Source organism: Pseudoalteromonas sp. SK18, from assembly GCF_001974855.1.
Classification (GTDB): Bacteria; Pseudomonadota; Gammaproteobacteria; order Enterobacterales; family Alteromonadaceae; genus Pseudoalteromonas.
Genome location: NZ_MTQB01000005.1, coordinates 143511 through 163082, shown reverse-complemented (window position 1 = coordinate 163082; position 19572 = coordinate 143511). Strand labels below are relative to the sequence as shown.

At 41.3% G+C, this 19572-nt stretch carries 18 protein-coding genes; all 18 read right to left on the bottom strand.

Going from position 1 to position 19572, the window contains the following annotated elements:
- Window positions 1-189 precede the first annotated feature (189 nt).
- The 18 genes from BW139_RS06000 to infB all read right to left on the bottom strand — a co-directional run bounded on the left by BW139_RS06000 (window position 190) and on the right by infB (window position 19555).
- On the bottom strand, window positions 190-405 hold the full coding sequence (locus BW139_RS06000) for a TIGR02450 family Trp-rich protein (RefSeq protein ID WP_010391412.1): 216 nt from the start codon (window positions 403-405) through the stop codon (window positions 190-192).
- A 57-nt stretch (window positions 406-462) separates the two neighbouring features.
- Window positions 463-816: a cupredoxin domain-containing protein gene (locus BW139_RS05995; RefSeq protein ID WP_076919014.1), complete on the bottom strand. Its 354-nt coding sequence runs from the start codon at window positions 814-816 to the stop codon at window positions 463-465.
- Window positions 817-837: 21 nt separating this feature from the next.
- The gene (locus tag BW139_RS05990; RefSeq protein WP_076919012.1) at window positions 838-3078 is read right to left on the bottom strand and encodes a heavy metal translocating P-type ATPase; all 2241 of its coding nucleotides are present in this window, start codon (window positions 3076-3078) and stop codon (window positions 838-840) included.
- Entirely contained in the window at window positions 3075-3512 is a 438-nt protein-coding gene (locus BW139_RS05985; protein ID WP_008114568.1) for a MerR family transcriptional regulator, read from the bottom strand. The genes BW139_RS05990 and BW139_RS05985 overlap by 4 nt, the downstream gene beginning before the upstream one ends.
- Window positions 3513-3663: 151 nt before the next feature.
- Complete coding sequence (locus BW139_RS05980; RefSeq protein ID WP_008114567.1) at window positions 3664-4161, bottom strand: DUF2059 domain-containing protein; 498 nt, start codon at window positions 4159-4161, stop codon at window positions 3664-3666.
- A 131-nt stretch (window positions 4162-4292) separates the two neighbouring features.
- Complete coding sequence (locus tag BW139_RS05975) at window positions 4293-4625, bottom strand: Na+/H+ antiporter subunit G (protein WP_008114566.1); 333 nt, start codon at window positions 4623-4625, stop codon at window positions 4293-4295.
- Between the two features lie 9 nt (window positions 4626-4634).
- The gene (locus tag BW139_RS05970) at window positions 4635-4904 is read right to left on the bottom strand and encodes a K+/H+ antiporter subunit F (protein ID WP_008114565.1); all 270 of its coding nucleotides are present in this window, start codon (window positions 4902-4904) and stop codon (window positions 4635-4637) included.
- Window positions 4898-5434: a Na+/H+ antiporter subunit E gene (locus BW139_RS05965; RefSeq protein WP_008467136.1), complete on the bottom strand. Its 537-nt coding sequence runs from the start codon at window positions 5432-5434 to the stop codon at window positions 4898-4900. The genes BW139_RS05970 and BW139_RS05965 overlap by 7 nt, the downstream gene beginning before the upstream one ends.
- Complete coding sequence (locus tag BW139_RS05960; protein WP_076919011.1) at window positions 5434-6951, bottom strand: monovalent cation/H+ antiporter subunit D; 1518 nt, start codon at window positions 6949-6951, stop codon at window positions 5434-5436. The genes BW139_RS05965 and BW139_RS05960 overlap by 1 nt, the downstream gene beginning before the upstream one ends.
- Complete coding sequence (locus BW139_RS05955; RefSeq protein ID WP_008114561.1) at window positions 6948-7295, bottom strand: Na+/H+ antiporter subunit C; 348 nt, start codon at window positions 7293-7295, stop codon at window positions 6948-6950. The genes BW139_RS05960 and BW139_RS05955 overlap by 4 nt, the downstream gene beginning before the upstream one ends.
- Window positions 7295-10087, bottom strand: coding sequence for a monovalent cation/H+ antiporter subunit A (locus tag BW139_RS05950; protein WP_008114559.1), 2793 nt, complete (start codon window positions 10085-10087; stop codon window positions 7295-7297). The genes BW139_RS05955 and BW139_RS05950 overlap by 1 nt, the downstream gene beginning before the upstream one ends.
- Window positions 10088-10341: 254 nt before the next feature.
- The gene (locus BW139_RS05945) at window positions 10342-11481 is read right to left on the bottom strand and encodes a hypothetical protein (protein WP_076919009.1); all 1140 of its coding nucleotides are present in this window, start codon (window positions 11479-11481) and stop codon (window positions 10342-10344) included.
- A complete protein-coding gene (gene nlpI, locus BW139_RS05940) occupies window positions 11465-12337 on the bottom strand; it encodes a lipoprotein NlpI (RefSeq protein ID WP_008114554.1) in 873 nt (290 codons plus the stop codon). The genes BW139_RS05945 and nlpI overlap by 17 nt, the downstream gene beginning before the upstream one ends.
- A 182-nt stretch (window positions 12338-12519) precedes the next feature.
- Window positions 12520-14646, bottom strand: a complete 2127-nt coding sequence (pnp, locus tag BW139_RS05935) for a polyribonucleotide nucleotidyltransferase (RefSeq protein ID WP_008114552.1) — start codon at window positions 14644-14646, stop codon at window positions 12520-12522.
- A gap of 362 nt (window positions 14647-15008) precedes the next feature.
- A complete protein-coding gene (gene rpsO / locus BW139_RS05930) occupies window positions 15009-15278 on the bottom strand; it encodes a 30S ribosomal protein S15 (protein WP_006793376.1) in 270 nt (89 codons plus the stop codon).
- Window positions 15279-15387: 109 nt separating this feature from the next.
- Window positions 15388-16332: a tRNA pseudouridine(55) synthase TruB gene (gene truB, locus BW139_RS05925; protein ID WP_076919005.1), complete on the bottom strand. Its 945-nt coding sequence runs from the start codon at window positions 16330-16332 to the stop codon at window positions 15388-15390.
- Window positions 16332-16739, bottom strand: a complete 408-nt coding sequence (gene rbfA, locus BW139_RS05920) for a 30S ribosome-binding factor RbfA (protein ID WP_008467148.1) — start codon at window positions 16737-16739, stop codon at window positions 16332-16334. Before rbfA ends, truB begins: the two co-directional genes overlap by 1 nt.
- Window positions 16740-16897: 158 nt before the next feature.
- Window positions 16898-19555 (bottom strand): translation initiation factor IF-2, encoded by a 2658-nt coding sequence (gene infB, locus BW139_RS05915; protein ID WP_008114545.1) that lies wholly within the window; start codon window positions 19553-19555, stop codon window positions 16898-16900.
- Window positions 19556-19572 lie beyond the last annotated feature (17 nt).

The window sequence follows — 19572 nt, the reverse complement described above, 5'->3', positions numbered from 1 at the left end:
ATAACAAATTGAAAATAAATAACTTAAATGAATTTTTAGAAAAATATAAATTTATTTTTTAACGGGGAAGGAAAAAATAAGGATTTGTCGCCGTATGGCGAATAAATACTAAAAGTAAGGAATGAATCTCGTGCGGGATACTAATTTGATATCACTCATACCCACTTATTTGGGCATGAGTACAAGCGGTCACTTCCAGCCTTGGCGCCATCTTTGTTCGTCTTTTAAGTCGCGCCACTGAATAGGATATTGATTTTTTGACATCACCGCTTCAGTGATACATTCAATCACATTAGCGTCTTCATCAAATTCTACCTCAACAATAATAAAGTGCTTTTCTTTATTAATAGCTGGGATGGCAGTCCACTTGCTATTGAGCAGTTTTTTAGGATTTAATTTATTCATACTACACCTTTTATATTTTCTGCTTGAGCATACGTATCAGAGACACGTTTAGTTTTATCAATAAACCAATAACTTACCTTTATACATTTGCATTTGGCAATGAAAGGCATATTCGCCGGCATCAAGCGCAGGTATCTCAATAGGTGCATTTTCACCCATGCTTAGCGTTTCACTGAGTTCAAGGGTGGGGAAAATCACTGTTTCAGCGCAAGGAGAACTGTCTTGTCGATTAAAGTTCAGAGTCAGAGGCGTATTCGCTGCCACCTTAATATACGCTGGTGAATACACGCCGTTACTCACCGTAATGGTTATTTGATTGCTATCACTGTTTACTTTATTTGGCTCATACCACCAAAACCAATAAATAATAGCGACAATAAGTAAAACGCCTAATAAATTAATTAATAACATAATGAAGACCCCCAAAGAAAATTACGATTTACTCGGTTTAAAATAACGTAATCGGTTGGCATTAGTAACCACCGTAAGCGATGACAAAGCCATTGCCGCCCCTGCTACGACTGGGTTTAGTAGTAAACCAAAAAACGGATACAACAGCCCTGCAGCAACCGGAATACCTGCAATGTTATAAATAAACGCACCAAACAAATTTTGCTTTATATTAGTTATGGTTGCACCACTTACAGCTATCGCATCTGCAAGGCCATGAAGCGAGCCTCGCATCAGCGTTATATCCGCACTTTCAATAGCTACATCTGTACCAGTGCCAATGGCAAATCCAACATCGGCTTGTGCCAACGCTGGCGCATCATTTATACCATCGCCAGTCATGCCTACAATTTCACCTTGAGATTGGCGCTTAGTCACTTCACTGGCTTTATCATCTGGCATTACTTGCGCTATAAAGTCTGTAATACCGACTTTGCTGGCAACGGCTTTAGCGGTCGCTTGGTTATCGCCTGTCAGCATAACCACCTGAATACCTTTATTTTGTAAGCGTTTAATAGCTTCAGCTGAATCTTCTTTTATTGGGTCGGCAACCGCAATTATGGCATGTAATTGATTGCCAATAGCAAAGTACATCGGCGTTTTAGCAGTGCTAGCAAGCTGCTCCGCCTGCGGTATTGCCTTTGCAATATCTATACTGTGGCTTTTCATCAGCGCCTGATTGCCAAACAACAGGTTTTGCTCATTAATAGTACCAAGCACACCTTGTCCGGTCACAGCATTAAAATCACTGACTTTTTCAAGGGTGATGTTTTTATTTTTAGCGAAATTAACAATCGCTTCGGCTAATGGATGTTCAGAACCACTTTCAAGGCTGGCTGCTAACTTTAGCACCTCGGTGCTGTCGCTTTGGTTGAACGTGACCACATCTGTCACGGTTGGTTTACCGGCAGTTATAGTGCCCGTTTTATCTAAGATCATGGTGGTTATTTTAGCTGTAGTTTGCAGCGCTTCACCGTTACGAATGAGTATACCCGACTGAGCAGCTTTACCTATGCCGACCATAATTGACATCGGTGTAGCTAAACCCAGCGCACACGGGCAAGCAATGATTAAAACCGTGGTTATTGCAACAACCGCATAAGCAATGCTTGGCTGTGGGCCAAAGTTAAGCCATGCTAAACCTGCTAGCACCGCAATAATCATCACTGTAGGTACAAATATACCTGAAATAACATCGGCTAAGCGCCCAATTGAAGGCTTAGAGTTTTGCGCACGTTTAACCATATTAATAATGTTCGCTAAGGTGGTTTCACTGCCAATATGAGTTGCTTTAAACAACAAAGTACCACTTTTATTTATACTACCAGCAACAACCTTATCGCCCTCACCTTTATTAACTGGCATAGGTTCACCAGTGAGCATTGATTCATCTAGTGTACTACTGCCTTCGATGACATCTCCATCGACTGAAATTTTCTCACCAGGGCGCACACGAACCACATCGCCTTTTACAACTTGGCTTATAGCGATATCTTGCTCTTGGTTATCACGGATCACTCGTGCAGTTTTAGGTTGTAAACCAATTAAGCGTTTAATCGCCTCAGAGGTGCGCCCTCGCGCCTTTACTTCAAAAGCTAAGCCAAGACTAATTAAGCCTATGATCATCGCTGAGGCTTCAAAATAAACGTGTCTAGCCACCTCAGGTAATATACTTGGCATGATCACCACCACCATTGAATATAGCCAGGCTGTACCCGTACCAAGCGCAATCAAAGTATCCATATTCGCTGTATGATTTTTAAATGACTGCCACGCGCCAGTATAAAACTGCTTACCCGACACAGCCATTACCACCAACGTCATCACTCCAACAATAAACCAGCCAATGCGCTGAGTTTGGGTGGTGACACTCATATCAAAAATTAAACCATAAAGCATTAATGGCGCACCCAAACCTAATGCCAATACCATATTGCGCATGAGCTTTTTGTAGTGCGCGTTATCAGCTTCGGCTTTTTCATCTAGGGCGTCTTGCTGAGAGTCACTATTCATAGGTTTAGCTTGATAGCCTATTTCGGCGACAGCCTGCATTAGCTGCTTAGCCTTTGCACAACCTTCTACTTGCACAGTTCGATCGGCAAAGTTCATTTCAACGCGCTGTGCACCCTTTACATTTTTCAGCGCTTTCTCTATTTTAGCTACGCAACTACCGCAATTTGCGCCTTCAATCATAAAGTTTTGCGTGGTGGATTCATTACTCATAACGCTTCCTTAGTATTTTTAACTTCAGAGATCGGATCAACAAAGGTCTCTATTAAGCTACATATATCGGCACTTACAGCCCCATCAGGCGATTTATCCCACTGTTTAACCGCCGCTTGCATTCGCGTGCGTAATTTAAGTGTTTCTTGAAAGTGCTGCTCTGTTTCCTCTAGTCGCTTTGCTATTAATTGTCGTGTTAGCGGACAAGGACACTGCCCTTGCTCTGACTGTGCAATAATTTGTTGAATATCTTTTATTGAAAAACCAAGTTGACGGGCACTAATAATAAACTTTAAACGTTGCTGATCCGCTGCGGTATACACTTGATAACCATTGTGCTGACTACGAATAGGATTAAGCAGTTTTATTCGCGTGTAATGGCGCACCGTGTCTTGGGTTACCCCCAGTGTTTTAGCTAATTGCTTTACGTACATCATTAAACCTCTGGTTATTTAATGACAACATGATAAACCTATGTGTGACACATAGGTCAACAATTAATTAAACACACGACTGGGGTGGGGGAAGAAAGTAAAGATAAGCGCAGCCACCATAGAATGACTGCTAAATTTGAGGGTTACTTGCTTAGTTTACTTCGCTTCGCGATTGTTTAAGTGCTTCACCAAGCTCACCAGCAATAGCTTGAATTTCAGGCATTGCGTCTTGCACTAAAGCCTGCGACATTTGCATTGATTCTTGCATTACCTGTGGCATTTTTTTTAAAATGGCCTGCCCTGATTCAGTCTTATAAAAAGCCAGCATGTCGCTAATTTCTTGTTCAGTAAACTGTTTATCGTAGAGGTTAATCATCATCGGCTGCATTTTTTGCCAGCTCATTTTTGTTTTTAATACCTCGGTCATATCAGCATAATACTTGTCGAAAATTGCTTTCTCATCTGGCTTTACGCCCATTTGCACCGACATATTTTGCATCATGCCCTCAACTTGCGCATACATAGAGTCAACCATGGCGTCCATGTTCATCACCTCTACCAGCTCGTCAATTTTTTGCTGTTTGGCAGTTTGCGCTGCATATAAGTTAGTTGAAAAAATTAAAAGTGAAAGCAGTATTACCTTACCCATATTAATATCCTTTTGTATTTGAATTAGCGTCATACTTACATGTTCAACAAGTGTTGTAAATGGGGACAAGCAAAAAACAAAAAAGCCGAATAACACACGTTTATTCGGCTTTTAATCGTTTGTGCTCAAAGCTAATCTTTTTCGATATTATCGAGTCCTTTTGTTCCCTCTTTGGCTTTAAGCTTATGATGAATTGCGGTTTTAATCAGCATGTAGCCACTGATAGGTGCAGTGATTAATAAAAATATAGTGATTAATATTTCTTTTACACTTAAGCCACTGACTGAATTAGCAAAAAATACCATAGCAGCGGTAAGAATACTCGCCATACCTAAAGTCGTCGCTTTCGTTGGCCCATGTAAACGCATAAAAAAGTCAGGTAATTTAATTAAGCCAATTGAGCCAATTAAAATAAATAACCCACCTAACAGCAGCAATATTGATACGATCCATTCACTTATCATTTTAATACCTTACTCAATTATGTCGCCACGAAGTAAATACTTACATACTGCTACCGTACTTATAAACCCAAGCATGGCAATAAGTAAGGCTGCTTCAAAGTACAACCCCGTACCCATACTAATACTGTATAAAATAATCAGTGCAATCACGTTAATGTACATAGTATCTAGCGCTAAAATACGATCTGGAACTGATGGGCCAATAATAAGTCGCCATAGATTAAGTAATAACGACAATCCAACCATTGAAAAAACAATCAGTAATACTGTATCTAACATTGAAATATCTCCTTTAGGGGAGCTTCGTAACGTGCTTTAATTTGTTTAATAAGCGCTTGCTCATCATCTAAATCTAACACGTGAATTAATAAATATCGCTGTACCGGTTCATCGTCTTCATTAAGCGATTTAATCAGCGGGTAAACCTCGGCACTTACCGTACCCGGCGTTAAAGACACACAGCTGGCTAAAATAGTAATTGGCATTTCATGCATTAGATCTATAGGCACTTTAACAAAGCCTGGACGCAGATTTTTTGAAGGGCCTAGAATTAATAATGCTACTTGCAAATTAGCCACAATAATATCGTAAAGTACGATCAGTAACTGCTTAAATGCCAGCCCAGGCTTTAGTATCAGCGGTTGCGGATCTCTAAATGACATACTAAATAACGGTATTAACAATGCTAATATCGCTCCTAATATAATATGCCCTACCGACACACTGTTATTTAATAATAGCCATACTATAAATAAAAACAGACTACGAAACGGCGTAGGTAACCAACGAAAACGAGCTTGTAAGCGCATTACATACCTCCCTTAAGTACCGCATTAATACCACCACTAATATCGTGAAGTTGTGCTGCCGCTTCGAGTGCGTATTGTGTTGCCACGTCACCAAAAACAACCAGTAGTATTGAGCTTACTAATAAACCAACTAACACGGTTACTTGTAGCGGATGGGCATTAGCAACATCGCTAGCATCACCTGTTTTGTCTTTACGTTCCCAAAACAAACTTGTACCCGCACGTGATATAGCCACAATAAGCGCTAGGCTCATAATTAAGTAAACAGGCCAAAACACCAGTGCTTGCTCACTATTTAATGTGGTTTTTAAAATCCAAATTTTGCCAACAAAGCCCGAAAATGGTGGCATACCAATGACGGTTAAACCGGCAATAATAAAACATGCCCCCAATAAGAATGGTTGTTTTACTGCTCGCCCACCGACTAGTCGGTCGCCAGCTTTACCCCGTTGTGTTGCAATTAAATCAGCGAGTAAAAATAACGCCGCAGTCACTAACGTTGAATGCACTAAATAATAAAGCAATGCAGCGGTGGCATTTATGTTTTGTAATGCCACTAATGCCACTAAGGTCCCCACAGAGACAAGTACTAAATTAGCGGTAAGCTTGCGTAAATCTTGTGAGGCTAACACCCCTATTGCACCAATCACTATGGTGGCAATAGCCAGTGCCCATAACCAAGACTGCGCCATATGTTCAAGTTCGCCTGCTTGTTCACCAAAAATCACCGTATATACACGTAAGGTTGCGTAAACACCGACTTTGGTCATAATCGCAAAGAGTGCGGCAACCACAGGTGTAGCACTTGCATAGGCGTTTGGTAACCATAAATGCAATGGTAATAATGCACTTTTAAGTGCAAATACAACGAGTAATAGTAATCCGCCTGCTTTTGCTAAATAAACATCGTCACCGGTTAGCTGCGGTACTTTATTAGCCATATCTGCAATATTTAAAGTACCTAATACTCCGTATAAAATACCTAAACCAATTAAAAACACGCTTGAACCGACTAAATTTAAAATAACATAATGCAGCGCTGCGCGCGTTTTGGGCTTGCCGCCACCGTGCATTAATAGCGCATAAGAGGCAATTAATAACACTTCAAAAAATACAAAGACGTTAAATAAATCGCCCGTTAAAAATGCACCATTTACCCCTAATATCAAAAAATGGATTAAAGGATGGAAAAAGCTACCTTGTTCATCATCACCAGCACAGCCATATAAAGCCACGCCAACACCCAAAAAGGCGGTTAAGGTAACTAACAAGGTCGAGAGCATATCTGCAACCAGTACAATACCAAATGGTGCAGACCAGTTACCTATTGCATAAACAATAATACCGTTATCTTTAACCTGAACCAGCAGTAATACCGTGACTGCAAAGGTTAAAATAGCCATTAAACTAGACGTTAATCGACGTGCAAATAAACTTTTGCCACACGGTGGAAGCAACAAAATAATTGCTGCTAACATTGGCAGTAAAATAGGCAAAGATGCTAAATGCTGAATCATTTTCTCTCCTTGCGTTTACTTCTGGTTAGGCTGCCATCAACGTGATCGTTACCTAAATCTGCTCGGCCACGAATAGATAAAATAACCACAAACGCAGTCATCGCAAAGCCAATTACAATGGCTGTTAACACTAAGGCTTGTGGCAGCGGATCGGCATAATCAGCGCCCGTTCCTAGTACCACGGCTTTATTAATTGTTAAGCGCCCTGATGAGAATAAAAACAAATTAACCGCGTAAGAAATCATTGTCAGCCCCAATACCACAGGGAATGTGCGCGCTCTTAATAATAAGAACACGCCACAGGTGACTAGCACGCCAACGCAAGATGCGTATAACAGTTCCATTAAATATTTACCTCTTCTTTCTCTGCGTTCGCTGTCATATTACCTAAGCTCGCAAGGATCATCAGCGTAGCGCCAACAACGGTTAAGTACACGCCCAAATCAAATACAATGGCGCTGGCAAGCTCTGTTTTACCAACAAACGGAATATCAAAGTAATCAAACCAGGTAGTTAAAAATGGCTTGTCAAAGAACCAACTTCCCACACCTGTGAACATGGCGATAGCAATGCCTGATGCAATAATTTTGCGATAGTTAACATCAAAGCGTTCATTTATCCACGCAGTACCATGTGCCATATATTGTAAAATAAAGGCTATAGAGGTTACGAGACCAGCTATAAACCCACCACCAGGTAAGTTGTGACCACGTAAGAATATATAAGCTGACACTAATAACGCTAATGGCAGTAAGCTTTGTGAAATACAAGCCAATAAAATAGGATGACGATCTTTAGACCATGGACGCCCTTCACTATCGCTTGCAGGCATATAAAGTGGAATTCTTGATAGCAGTTTAAATATACCTAGTGCAGCAATACCTAACACGGTAATTTCGCCTAAGGTGTCAAAGCCCCTGAAATCAACCAAAATAACGTTAACCACGTTAGTACCACCACCGCCTATTTTGGCGTTAGCAATAAAGAACTCAGAAATTGAATCAAGCGGTCGAGTCAGTAAAGCGTAACAAATACTAGCAATAATCACCCCTACGGTAGAGGAAATAACCACATCACGTAAAATGCGCAACGAGCTAGATTCTCTCGGCGTACTTTGTGGTAAGAAAAACAGTGCCAACATTAATAGTATAATAGTGGCTACTTCAACTGTAAGTTGCGTTAAAGCCAAGTCAGGCGCTGAAAAACGGGTAAACGCTACAGACACCATTAAACCCACAATCGACAGCATTAATAACGACACCATTCGAATTCGATGCCAAATAACGGTAGCAATTGCGCCTATTATGAGTAGCCCTGCACCAATTGCGTTTTGAATGTCAACCGGTGTATTAGGCACACTGCCAGCTAGCTGTTTCATTTCAAATAATGGCCAACCTGAGGCAAGTAATACAACGCCTAACATAATAAATACATAGCGTTGTAATGAGCCGTTTTCAGTTGATTGGATTTTGTTTTGACACCAATTAACAACAACCGCTAAAAAGCGCTCGAATATTTTTTTCGCATTAAAAGGTGGCAGAGATGCTTGAAATTGAAACAAGTACTTACGATTAACGTAAATAAATAAACCACCAATCACCGCCATACCGCTCATCAGTAATGGTAAATTGAAACCATGCCAAATAGTTAGCTTGTACTCAGGCATAGCTTGGCCAAGCACCGCCAATGACGCAGCCGATAAAATACCATCTACTGCAAAGTGTGGAAAAATACCCACTAAAATACACAGTACAACTAAAATTTCGATTGGCACACGCATATAACGTGGCGCCTCATGAGGGGTACGTGGTAAGTCTATCGGTTCACCATTAAAGAACACGTCATGAATAAAGCGAGATGAATACGCCACAGATAAAGCACCTGCAACGGTTGCCAGCACCGGAATTAACCACGACATAGAACCAAGTACTTGCTGATGCAGTGTTTCAGCAAAGAACATTTCTTTTGATAAGAAACCATTTAATAACGGTACACCGGCCATAGCGGCAGCAGCGACCATCGCCAGGGTGGCTGTATACGGTAAGTAGCGCCACATGCCATTGAGTTTGCGCATATCACGGGTACCGGTTTCATGGTCAATAATACCGGTTGCCATAAATAACGACGCTTTAAACGTCGCATGGTTAATAATATGAAAAATAGCGGCAACGGTTGCAAGCTGTGTATCTAGACCAAGTAATAACGTAATTAAGCCCAAATGACTAATCGTTGAATAGGCTAATAAGCCTTTCAAATCATGTTTGAATAACGCGATATAAGCGCCAAATAATAGCGTGGTTAAACCGGTCAAACCGACTAATAAAAACCAAGTATCGGTACCCGCTAATGCGGGATAAAAACGCGCAAGTAAAAAGATACCCGCTTTTACCATAGTGGCAGAGTGTAAATACGCACTAACTGGCGTAGGTGCAGCCATAGCGTGCGGTAACCAAAAATGAAACGGGAATTGTGCAGATTTAGTAAAAGCACCTAGTAAAACTAATACCAATGCCAATTCATATAAGTCGTGAGATTGAATAATCGCTTTACTGGCTAAAATGGTGTCTAAATCGTAACTGCCAACAATGTCGCCTAACAACATTAAACCACCCAGTAAGGCTAAACCACCGGCACCTGTTACCGCTAATGCCATACGCGCCCCCTTGCGCGCCTCTGATTTATGCCACCAGTAACTGATTAACAAAAACGAGCTAATACTCGTTAGCTCCCAAAACACCCATAACTGAATTACATTATTTGACATAACAATGCCTAGCATGGCGGTCATAAATAACATTAAATAGCTAAATAGCTTTGGCAGTGAATCATTTTGACTTAGATAATAACGGGCATACAAGATCACCAGTAGCCCTATTCCTAAAATCATAAATAAAAACAGTAAACTCAATCCATCCAAGCGCAAGGAAATATCTAACCCTAAGGCTGGTATCCACTGCGCGCTAAAACGAATAGTTTCTCCCGCAAGAACAGCGGGCGCATGATAAAGTGTAATTGCAAGCGCGGCTAATGGCGCAATAGCCGTTAGGCTCGTTGCCTGATTTCGAGAAAGTTTGCCGGTGCATGCAGAAATAACACTGCCTAATAAGGATAACAGGGGTATCCAGAGCAAAGTCATAATGAAGGGCCTTTTTGAATCATAAAGTTTATCAATTCGCTACTTGTTATTATTAAATACCAAAGTGACTTGGGTATACGTTTTATGTCTGTTTTTTAACAACATTAATACGTACAGTTATACTGATAAACGCAGTTTTTGTCTATAGAAAGCGCCACTAGCGGGATAATAATCAAACAAAAATGCCTATAAATTAATGAACTGAGGCAAAACAAGCTCAGCTTTTGAACAGTTTACAGCCGAGTATTTAATCACTAAAAGCGAATAAATAAATGAGCATTGAGTGCTATGTGGGTTTGCCACAACATGCGGTATTGCGCAGATAGCCCTAACTGCTGATATTGCATAATCGACCACTTTGCGCTGGGCTTATAGGCTGTACCACCTTGTTGGCAACTCTGGCTTTTGTGCCACCCTTTGGGAGCATCTGACTTTTTTGCAATAAATAAGTTGGGGGCAACCAACCCCTCAAGCTGACATAGCCACGCTTGCTTTTTTACCGGTAAAGCATATTCATCCTCAAAGCCATTAAAGTGCATTAATTCATGTAAAAACACCGCGTAGCTAGCCTGTGAATTAATATGCATTAAACCATTTTTTACATTGGCAGTACCTTGTTTGGGCATCATAACGGCAAAATCAAACTCAGCGGGAAGCTGCTTTTTAAGCGATGATTGCTGCCAATCGCACTTCGCACGTTTGGATTCAGTACTATTGCAGCTAATTGTATTACCCACATAAACTGGTTTTGAAAAACAAAAGGTATTGGGGCTAGGCTCTGGGTTTTCTAAGTACGCGTTACGAAATTGATTGAGTCTGTATAATCCATCACGGTGATCGCTCAGCATTAACACATTAAATGTACACTGCTTTTGTATCGCAATTTGCTCGCTTGCAACCAAAAACCCTAACTTATTCATAAATGATTTACTTAACTTTTCTATGGGTGCTTGTTGCTGTAATTGCAGGTGATAAAAGGTATCGCCTTTAGGAAGCTTATTTTGATTTTTTAATAGCGCTAAATCCTGCCAGCGTTTTTGAGAGAATAACAAATCGGCGAGCTTTGCTTGTTGTGCAAGTGTTATTTTATCTAAGCTTGCTTGCCAGAATAGCTTAGCCGTTTCAGTTTGATTATTGCTTAATAATGACAACCCATAGCCATATTGAGCATGTGCTATTTTATTGCGGGCTAAGGTTGCTAAGGCTGTGGTAGGTAATTGCAAAATGTGGTTTGCAAAGTAACGAGGAAATTGCCAGTAACTGTCAATTACATTGGCTTTGGCATGTAATACTTGCCAAAAGCCAATGCTATTTTGTTTATTACTCGAGCTGCTAATAAAGCTAGTGCACAGTAATAAAACGCTTAATTTAAAAAAGTTAGCCAGCGCTTTCACTGGCCATCAACTCAAGCTCTAAACGTGCGTACTTATATTCAATAAATTCATGCACATTCGTGGCCAACGCCAACCTAAAGTAGTCAGTCGCAATACCCAGCTCACCTGCGGCTTGGTGCTGTTTAGCTAAGTAAAAATAAGCCTCACATAAACGCTGAGCATATTCTTGTTGTGAGCTGACACCATCGGCTATGCCTGAAAAAAAGGCTTGTTCACTCATATCACCCACATACAAAGCAATAAGCTGATACGCCCATTCATTTTCATCAAGAGCTGCTGAATTGGCTTTTAACGCAGCAAGTGCCGCAGTTTTATCTTGTGCCGCTTGGGCTAAATAAAGCCACAACACACGATAAGGGTCGTTAGGAGAGCGCTCCAAGAATGTTTTAAAGTCATCTTTTGCAAGCGTCGCTCTATCACCATAGTACAAGGCAATACCACGATTTAAATACGCATATTCATGCTCTTGGTCTAGCTCAATGGCTGAGTCAAAGTACTCGTATGCTTTTTCGTATTGCTGCATCAAAGTATGCTGAATACCTAAAAAGTTATAAACTTCAGCCAAATCGGGCTTGAGCTTAACCGCTCGATTAAAATCAATTCGCGATAAAGTCGTCATACCTAAGCTATCAAACAGTACTCCACGGTCATAATAGAGCTTTGCTTGTTGCTCTGTACTCAAGTCTGCTCTGTTTAATAGCTCTGAAAAACGTGCAATGGCAATTTCATTTCTAAAATCTGATGCAAGCGGTGCAGTAAATGGCACATTAATAATTGCAGTGGGTTTAGTAGTAGCCTGACAAGCGCTTAAAGACAAAATAGCAAAAGATGCCAAGGCTAAATGTTTAAGTCTCATTAAAATCCTTAATACCGAGGTAAGTAGCAAATAGATAAGACATAAGCTGTCTTGTAAGGTTCATTCCTGTTATGTGTTGAGTATGATGAACACAATTTATTGCTAACATTAAAGCATAAAAAAAGGGGCTAAACAGCCCCTTTTTATACTATCCAGTAATTATCTGGATGAAAGATTAGCAATTACGCGTCTTTAGACTCGTCAGCTGCAGGTGCTGCTGATTCCATTGCTTCTTTAATACTTAGACGTACACGGCCTTGACGGTCTACTTCTAGTACTTTAACTTTAACTTCTTGACCTTCACTAAGGTGATCAGCAACGTTGTTAACACGCTCAGTGCTGATTTGTGAGATATGCACTAGGCCATCTTTACCAGGAAGAATGTTTACAAACGCACCGAAATCAACGATACGTACCACTTTACCTTCGTAGATAGTACCTACTTCAAGCTCAGCAGTTAATTGCTCAATACGGCTAATTGCATTTGCTGCACTTTCACCGTCTGTGGCAGCAATCTTGATTGTGCCATCATCACCGATTTCAATCGTAGTGCCAGTTTCTTCAGTAAGCTGACGGATAGTCGCGCCACCTTTACCGATAACTTCAGCGATTTTCTTCTGTGGGATTTGCATCGTGTAAATACGCGGAGCAAACATAGACAGTTCTTCAGAAGGTGCAGAAATCGCTTCGTCCATCACACCTAGGATGTGTAAACGTGCAGCTTTCGCTTGTTTAAGCGCGATTTGCATGATTTCTTGTGTGATACCTTCAATTTTGATATCCATTTGTAGAGCAGTGATACCGTTAGTTGTACCCGCTACTTTAAAGTCCATGTCACCTAAGTGATCTTCATCACCTAAGATATCTGAAAGAACAACAAAGTTTTCTTCTTCTTTAACTAAGCCCATCGCGATACCCGCAACAGAGGCTTTAATTGGAACACCCGCGTTCATAAGCGCTAGAGACGTACCACAAACCGATGCCATTGAAGATGAACCATTTGATTCAGTAATTTCAGATACAACACGGATTGAATATGGGAATTCCGTCAATGTTGGCATTACTGCTTGGATACCACGCTTAGCTAGGTTACCGTGGCCGATTTCACGACGCTTAGGAGAACCAACAAAACCCGTTTCACCTACACAGAATGGAGGGAAGTTGTAGTTAAGCATAAAGTGGTTTTTGTGCGTGCCAGTTAAGTCGTCGATTAACTGTGAATCACGTTCTGTACCAAGTGTTGCTGTTACTAATGCTTGTGTTTCACCACGTGTGAAGATTGCAGAGCCGTGAGTACGTGGAAGTACACCCGTCATTACATCTAGAGCACGGATCATATCTGGTTCACGACCATCGATACGTTTTTCGCCAGCAGCGATACGGCCACGAACGATTTTCTTCTCAAGTGAACCGAATACTTTACCTACTTCTTGCTTATCAAGTGTTTCGCCTTCAGCAAGCTCGCTTGTTAGTGCTTCAACAACCGCATCTTTTGCAGCAGTTAATGCTTCTTTACGCGCTACTTTATCAGTAATACGGTAAGCTTCGCCTACTTTATCAGCAGCAAGTGTTGCTACTTTCTCTTCTAATGCAACGTTTTTCTCAGGTGCAGTCCAATCCCAAGTAGGTTTGCCTGCTTCTGCTTTAAATTCGTTGATTGCATTGATGATAGACTGTGATTGCTCATGGCCGTATACAACCGCACCTAGCATTACGTCTTCCGCAAGTACGTCTGCTTCTGATTCAACCATAAGTACTGCGTTATCAGTACCCGCAACTACTAAATCAAGTTGGCTCTCTTCAAGCTCTTTTAGTGTCGGGTTAAGTACGTATTCACCGTTGATGTAACCAACACGTGATGCACCAATTGGACCGCTGAACGGGATACCAGAGATAGCAAGTGCTGCTGATGTACCAATCATCGCAACCATATCAGGTTGGATTTCAGGGTTTACAGAAACAACTGTAGCGATAACTTGTACTTCGTTTACAAAACCATTAGGGAAAAGTGGACGAATTGGACGGTCAATAAGACGTGCAATAAGTGTTTCGCCATCGTTAGGACGACCTTCACGCTTAAGGAAACCACCTGGGATACGACCCGCAGCGTACATACGCTCTTGGTAGTTAACTGTTAGTGGGAAGAAATCTTGACCTGGTTGAGCTTCACGCTTACCAACAACCGTTACTAGTACTGACGTATCGCCAATGCTTGCTAGTACTGCGCCGTCTGCTTGACGAGCGATAGCACCTGTTTCTAGTGTCACTGTGTGTTGACCTAGTTGAAATTCTTTTATAATTGCTTGCACTTAAAATATTCCTTAAATGTATTTTTAGTATTAATTAAGTTTTCATCAAAGTACCAATTACAGTACATAATTGTATTCAGTTGGAAATCAATTAAGTACTACAATTGGCAATGATGTAAATAACCGTAAATAAACCTTTTTATCTACGCGCCATAGTATATAACAAAGTCAGGTAAAATTGCGAGCTTAGCACCGAGATAAAATAGTGCTTGCAGCAATGCCAAAAACATTCGCTTTGTGAATGACAATAGTATGGCTTTTATTAGATATTTCAAGGAGTTTACTGAGACGTACTGGGGAAATCGAGAAAATTTAGACACAAAAAAAGGAGCTAAAAAGCTCCCCTTTTGATAATCAAGTTCTTAGCGACGTAGGCCAAGCTCTTTGATTAACGCAGTGTAACGCGAGATATCTTTACCTTTAAGGTAATCAAGCAGTTTACGGCGAGTGCTTACTTTACGAAGCAGACCACGACGTGAGTGGAAGTCATGCTTGTGATCAGCAAAGTGACCTTGAAGCTTGTTGATATCAAAAGTAAGTAATGCTACTTGTACTTCAGGTGAACCAGTGTCGCCTTCAGCGCGTGCGAATTTAGCAATGATATCGATTTTTTCTTGATTGCTTAGTGACATAATAACTCCAAAAGTTAAATTTAATAGGTGCTTTAGCCGATCACTAATTCAGCCAAAACGATTAAGCGGGCGTATTCTACCAATTATCAGCATAACTACAAGTTAAACTTTACTCTGGTTGTTGATTAGACAAGCCGCGCTTTGATTTTAAATGGCCATCAGGATTACGTTCGCCCGTACCAATAAATATTCCGTCAGCCAGTACCTTTATTGCACCTTCAGGCAGGGCTTTACCCAACACCACAGCTTGACCATGGCTAAATGCCATTCCCTGCTCTTTAGTAATTTCCACAACGGGTAAATCAACTAACGCGGTATCCATTGGCAATAATAGTTCGTCAAGGTAAGTGGAAGGCGCAACGTCTTGTTCTTTCGCTTGATTTAATAACACTTCTAACTGCTCAAGTGTGACCATTTTATCTGCAGGGTAATGCCCTACAGCACTACGATGCAGCATAATCACATGCGCGCCGCAGCCTAAGTTTTCACCTAAATCATCAACGATAGTACGAATATACGTACCTTTAGATACATGTGCGGTCATTTGTATTTCGTTAGCTTGCTCATCAAACTCATCAAGCGTTAAGCTAAATACGTTAATTTTTCGACATTTGCGAGGAACTTCTATGCCTTCACGCGCATATTTATATAAAGGTTTACCTTCATATTTAAGCGCTGAATACATTGATGGATATTGGTCTGACTCACCTAAAAACTTAGCAATCTCTTCGCTTAGTAATTGGGAAGTAACATTCACATCGCGAGTTTCGACCACTTCGCCATCAGAGTCTGATGTGGTAGTACGTTCACCTAGCTTAGCTCGAACAACATAGGTTTTATCTGTATCGAGTAAAAACTGGGTAAACTTAGTCGCTTCACCAAAACAAATTGGCAGCATGCCGGTCGCAAGCGGATCAAGCGCACCTGTGTGCCCCGCTTTTTGCGCAAAATAAATACCTTTAGCCTGCTGTAATGCCTTGTTTGATGAAATGCCTTCTGGTTTGTTTAACAACAAAATACCATCAACTGGACGGCCTTTACTGCGTCTTGCCATTAGTCTTTAGTGCCTTCTTCGCTATCTGTTTCATCATCAACATGCTTAGCGTTATCTTCACGAATGATAGAGTCCACTAAGTTAGAGATACGCATCCCTTCCATTAATGAGTTATCAACCACAAATTTAAGCTCTGGCATAATACGTGCGCGAATACGTTTACCTAGTAACGAACGGATATAGCCCGTTGCTTCGTTCAGTACTTTTGCACTTTGTTTTGCTGCATTTTCGTCTTCAGTGTTAAACACGGTGATAAAAACTTTGGCATAAGATAAATCGCGCGATACTTCTACCGCAGACACTGTCACCATGCCTAAGCGCGGATCTTTAATTTCGCGTTGTAGAATCACAGCAATTTCTTTTTGAATTTGCTGAGCAACACGATCAGTGCGAGAAAATTCTCTCATTTCACTTTCCTAAAATTATAACTTATTGAAAAACAATAATAAGTTAACTAAATAATGGATACACAAATGGGGGCTGAGCCCCCATTTAAAATCTTAGCATAGGTTATGTTGGGCTATCGAGGTACGACCTTGAATGTCCAACACCACCTAAATAACAATTAAAGAGTACGTTGTACTTCAACTGTTTCAAATACTTCGATTTGGTCACCAACGCGAACGTCATTGTAGTTCTTAACGCCGATACCACATTCCATGCCGTTACGAACATCTTGTACGTCATCTTTAAAGCGACGTAATGACTCAAGTTCGCCTTCGTAAATAACCACGTTATCACGAAGTACACGAATTGGTGCGCTACGCTTGATAGTACCTTCAGTAACCATACAACCAGCAATTGCGCCAATTTTTGGAGACTTAAATACATCACGCACTTCAGCAAGACCAATGATCTCTTGTTTAAACTCAGGAGCAAGCATACCAGACATGGCTTGCTTAACTTCTTCGATAAGCGCATAAATAACGCTGTAGTAACGAAGGTCTAAGTTTTCAGAGTCAATCACTTTTCGCGCTGATGCATCGGCACGAACGTTAAAGCCAACTACAATTGCGTTAGACGCTGCAGCAAGGGTTGCATCAGTTTCTGTGATACCACCTACACCAGAACCAACAATCTTCACTTTTACTTCGTCAGTAGAAAGTTTAGTTAGTGAGTCTGAAATTGCTTCGATTGAACCTTGAACGTCTGCTTTAAGTACCACGTTAACTTCAGATACATCGCCTTCAGTCATGTTAGTAAACATGTTTTCAAGCTTCGCTTTTTGCTGACGCGCTAATTTAACATCGCGGAATTTACCTTGACGGTAAAGTGCAACTTCACGTGCTTTACGCTCGTCTTTAACTACTGTCGCTTCATCACCCGCTGCTGGAATACCAGAAAGACCTAAAATCTCAACAGGAATAGAAGGACCCGCAGATTTAATGTCTTTACCGTTTTCATCGCGCATTGCACGAACACGGCCATACTCAAGACCACATAATACAATGTCACCTTGGTTAAGCGTACCTGATTGAACAAGGATAGACGCTACTGGTCCACGGCCTTTATCAAGACGTGATTCAATAACAACACCCGCAGCCATACCTTCGGTTGGTGCATTTAGTTCTAACAGCTCAGATTGCATTAATACAGCTTCTAAAAGATCATCAATACCAAGACCTGTTTTAGCTGAGATGTGAACGTATTGCGTATCACCGCCCCAATCTTCTGGAATAACGTCTAGCTGAGCTAGTTCGTTTTTAACGCGGTCTGGATCTGCGCCTTCTTTATCCATTTTGTTAACAGCAATGATTAAAGGAACGCCAGCTGCACGAGCATGCTGTACCGCTTCTTTAGTTTGTGGCATTACACCATCATCGGCTGCAACCACTAGGATTACAATATCAGTCGCTTTAGCACCACGAGCACGCATAGATGTAAATGCGGCGTGACCCGGAGTATCTAGGAAAGTGATCATGTTGCCGTTAGTTTCAACGTGGTATGCACCAATGTGCTGTGTAATACCACCGGCTTCGCCTGAAGCAACTTTAGCTGAACGAATGTAATCAAGCGTTGATGTTTTACCGTGGTCAACGTGACCCATTACAGTTACTACTGGCGCACGTGGCTCAGATTTACCATCTTCATGACGGTCATTTAGTACTGTTTGCTCTAATTCGTTTTCTTTAACGATGATAACTTTATGGCCCATTTCTTCTGCTACAAGTTGTGCAGTTTCTTGGTCAATAACTTGGTTAATCGTAACCATGTCACCCATTTTCATCATTGTTTTTACAACTTCAGCGCCTTTAACAGCCATGCGTGATGCAAGCTCAGCAACTGTAATTGTTTCACTAATACGCACTTCGTTTTTAACATCAGCCGTTGGTTTTTGGAAACCGTGCTGTAATGACGCTGGCGCTTTTAGCTTACCTTTTTTACCTTTAGACGCTGCAAATTTATCTTTTGCTGGCGCTTTTTTCTTTTTCTTCGCACGGCGTGAGCCTTGCTCTTCGCGAGCATCAGCTACATCTTCTGCCTCACGTGCGTAAGTTGAAGTCGTAAGGTGGTGATCCGCGGTTTCTTCGCGTTTCTTACGTTCTTCTTCTTCTTTCTTCCAGCGTGCTGAATTCTCTTCAGCTAGCTTTCTTGCCTCTTCTGCTTGACGTTTCGCTTCTTCTTCAGCTTTCTTCAATGCGGCCTCTTCTGCTTCTTTTTGCAGACGCTCAGCTTCGATGCGATCTTTCTCAGACTTAGCACTTTGCTCAGGGGTCATCTGCTGTTGTTTCGCTTTACGCTCTGCATCTGCTTTGCGTTTAGCTTCTTCTTTGGCTTTACGATCAGCGTCTTCTTTCGCTTTACGCTCTGCCTCTTGTTTCGCTTTCAATTCTGCGGCTTCTTGTGCAGCTTTTTGCTGCTCTTCAAGACGCGCTTTTTCTTCAGCGGCTAGACGTTGCTGTTCTTGTTCTTGCTCAACAGCACTCTTTTTCACGTAAGTGCGTGTTTTGCGAACTTCAACTTGTACTGCCTTTGCTTTACCCGTAGAGCCAGTCACACTTAATGTGCTTTTGCTCTTACGTTGCAATGTCATGCGTGCTGGACCTTCAGACCCAGTACCGCCATGTTGCTTGCTTAGGTGATCAAGTAACGTTGCTTTTTCAGCTTCTGTTACATTCTCACCTGCTTGTTTGGTAATACCGGCTTGTGAAAACTGCTGTAGTAATTTATCAACAGTTGTACCTATATCACCGGCTAGTTTTTCAACATTTACTTCTGCCATAGTCTCTAATACCTCCG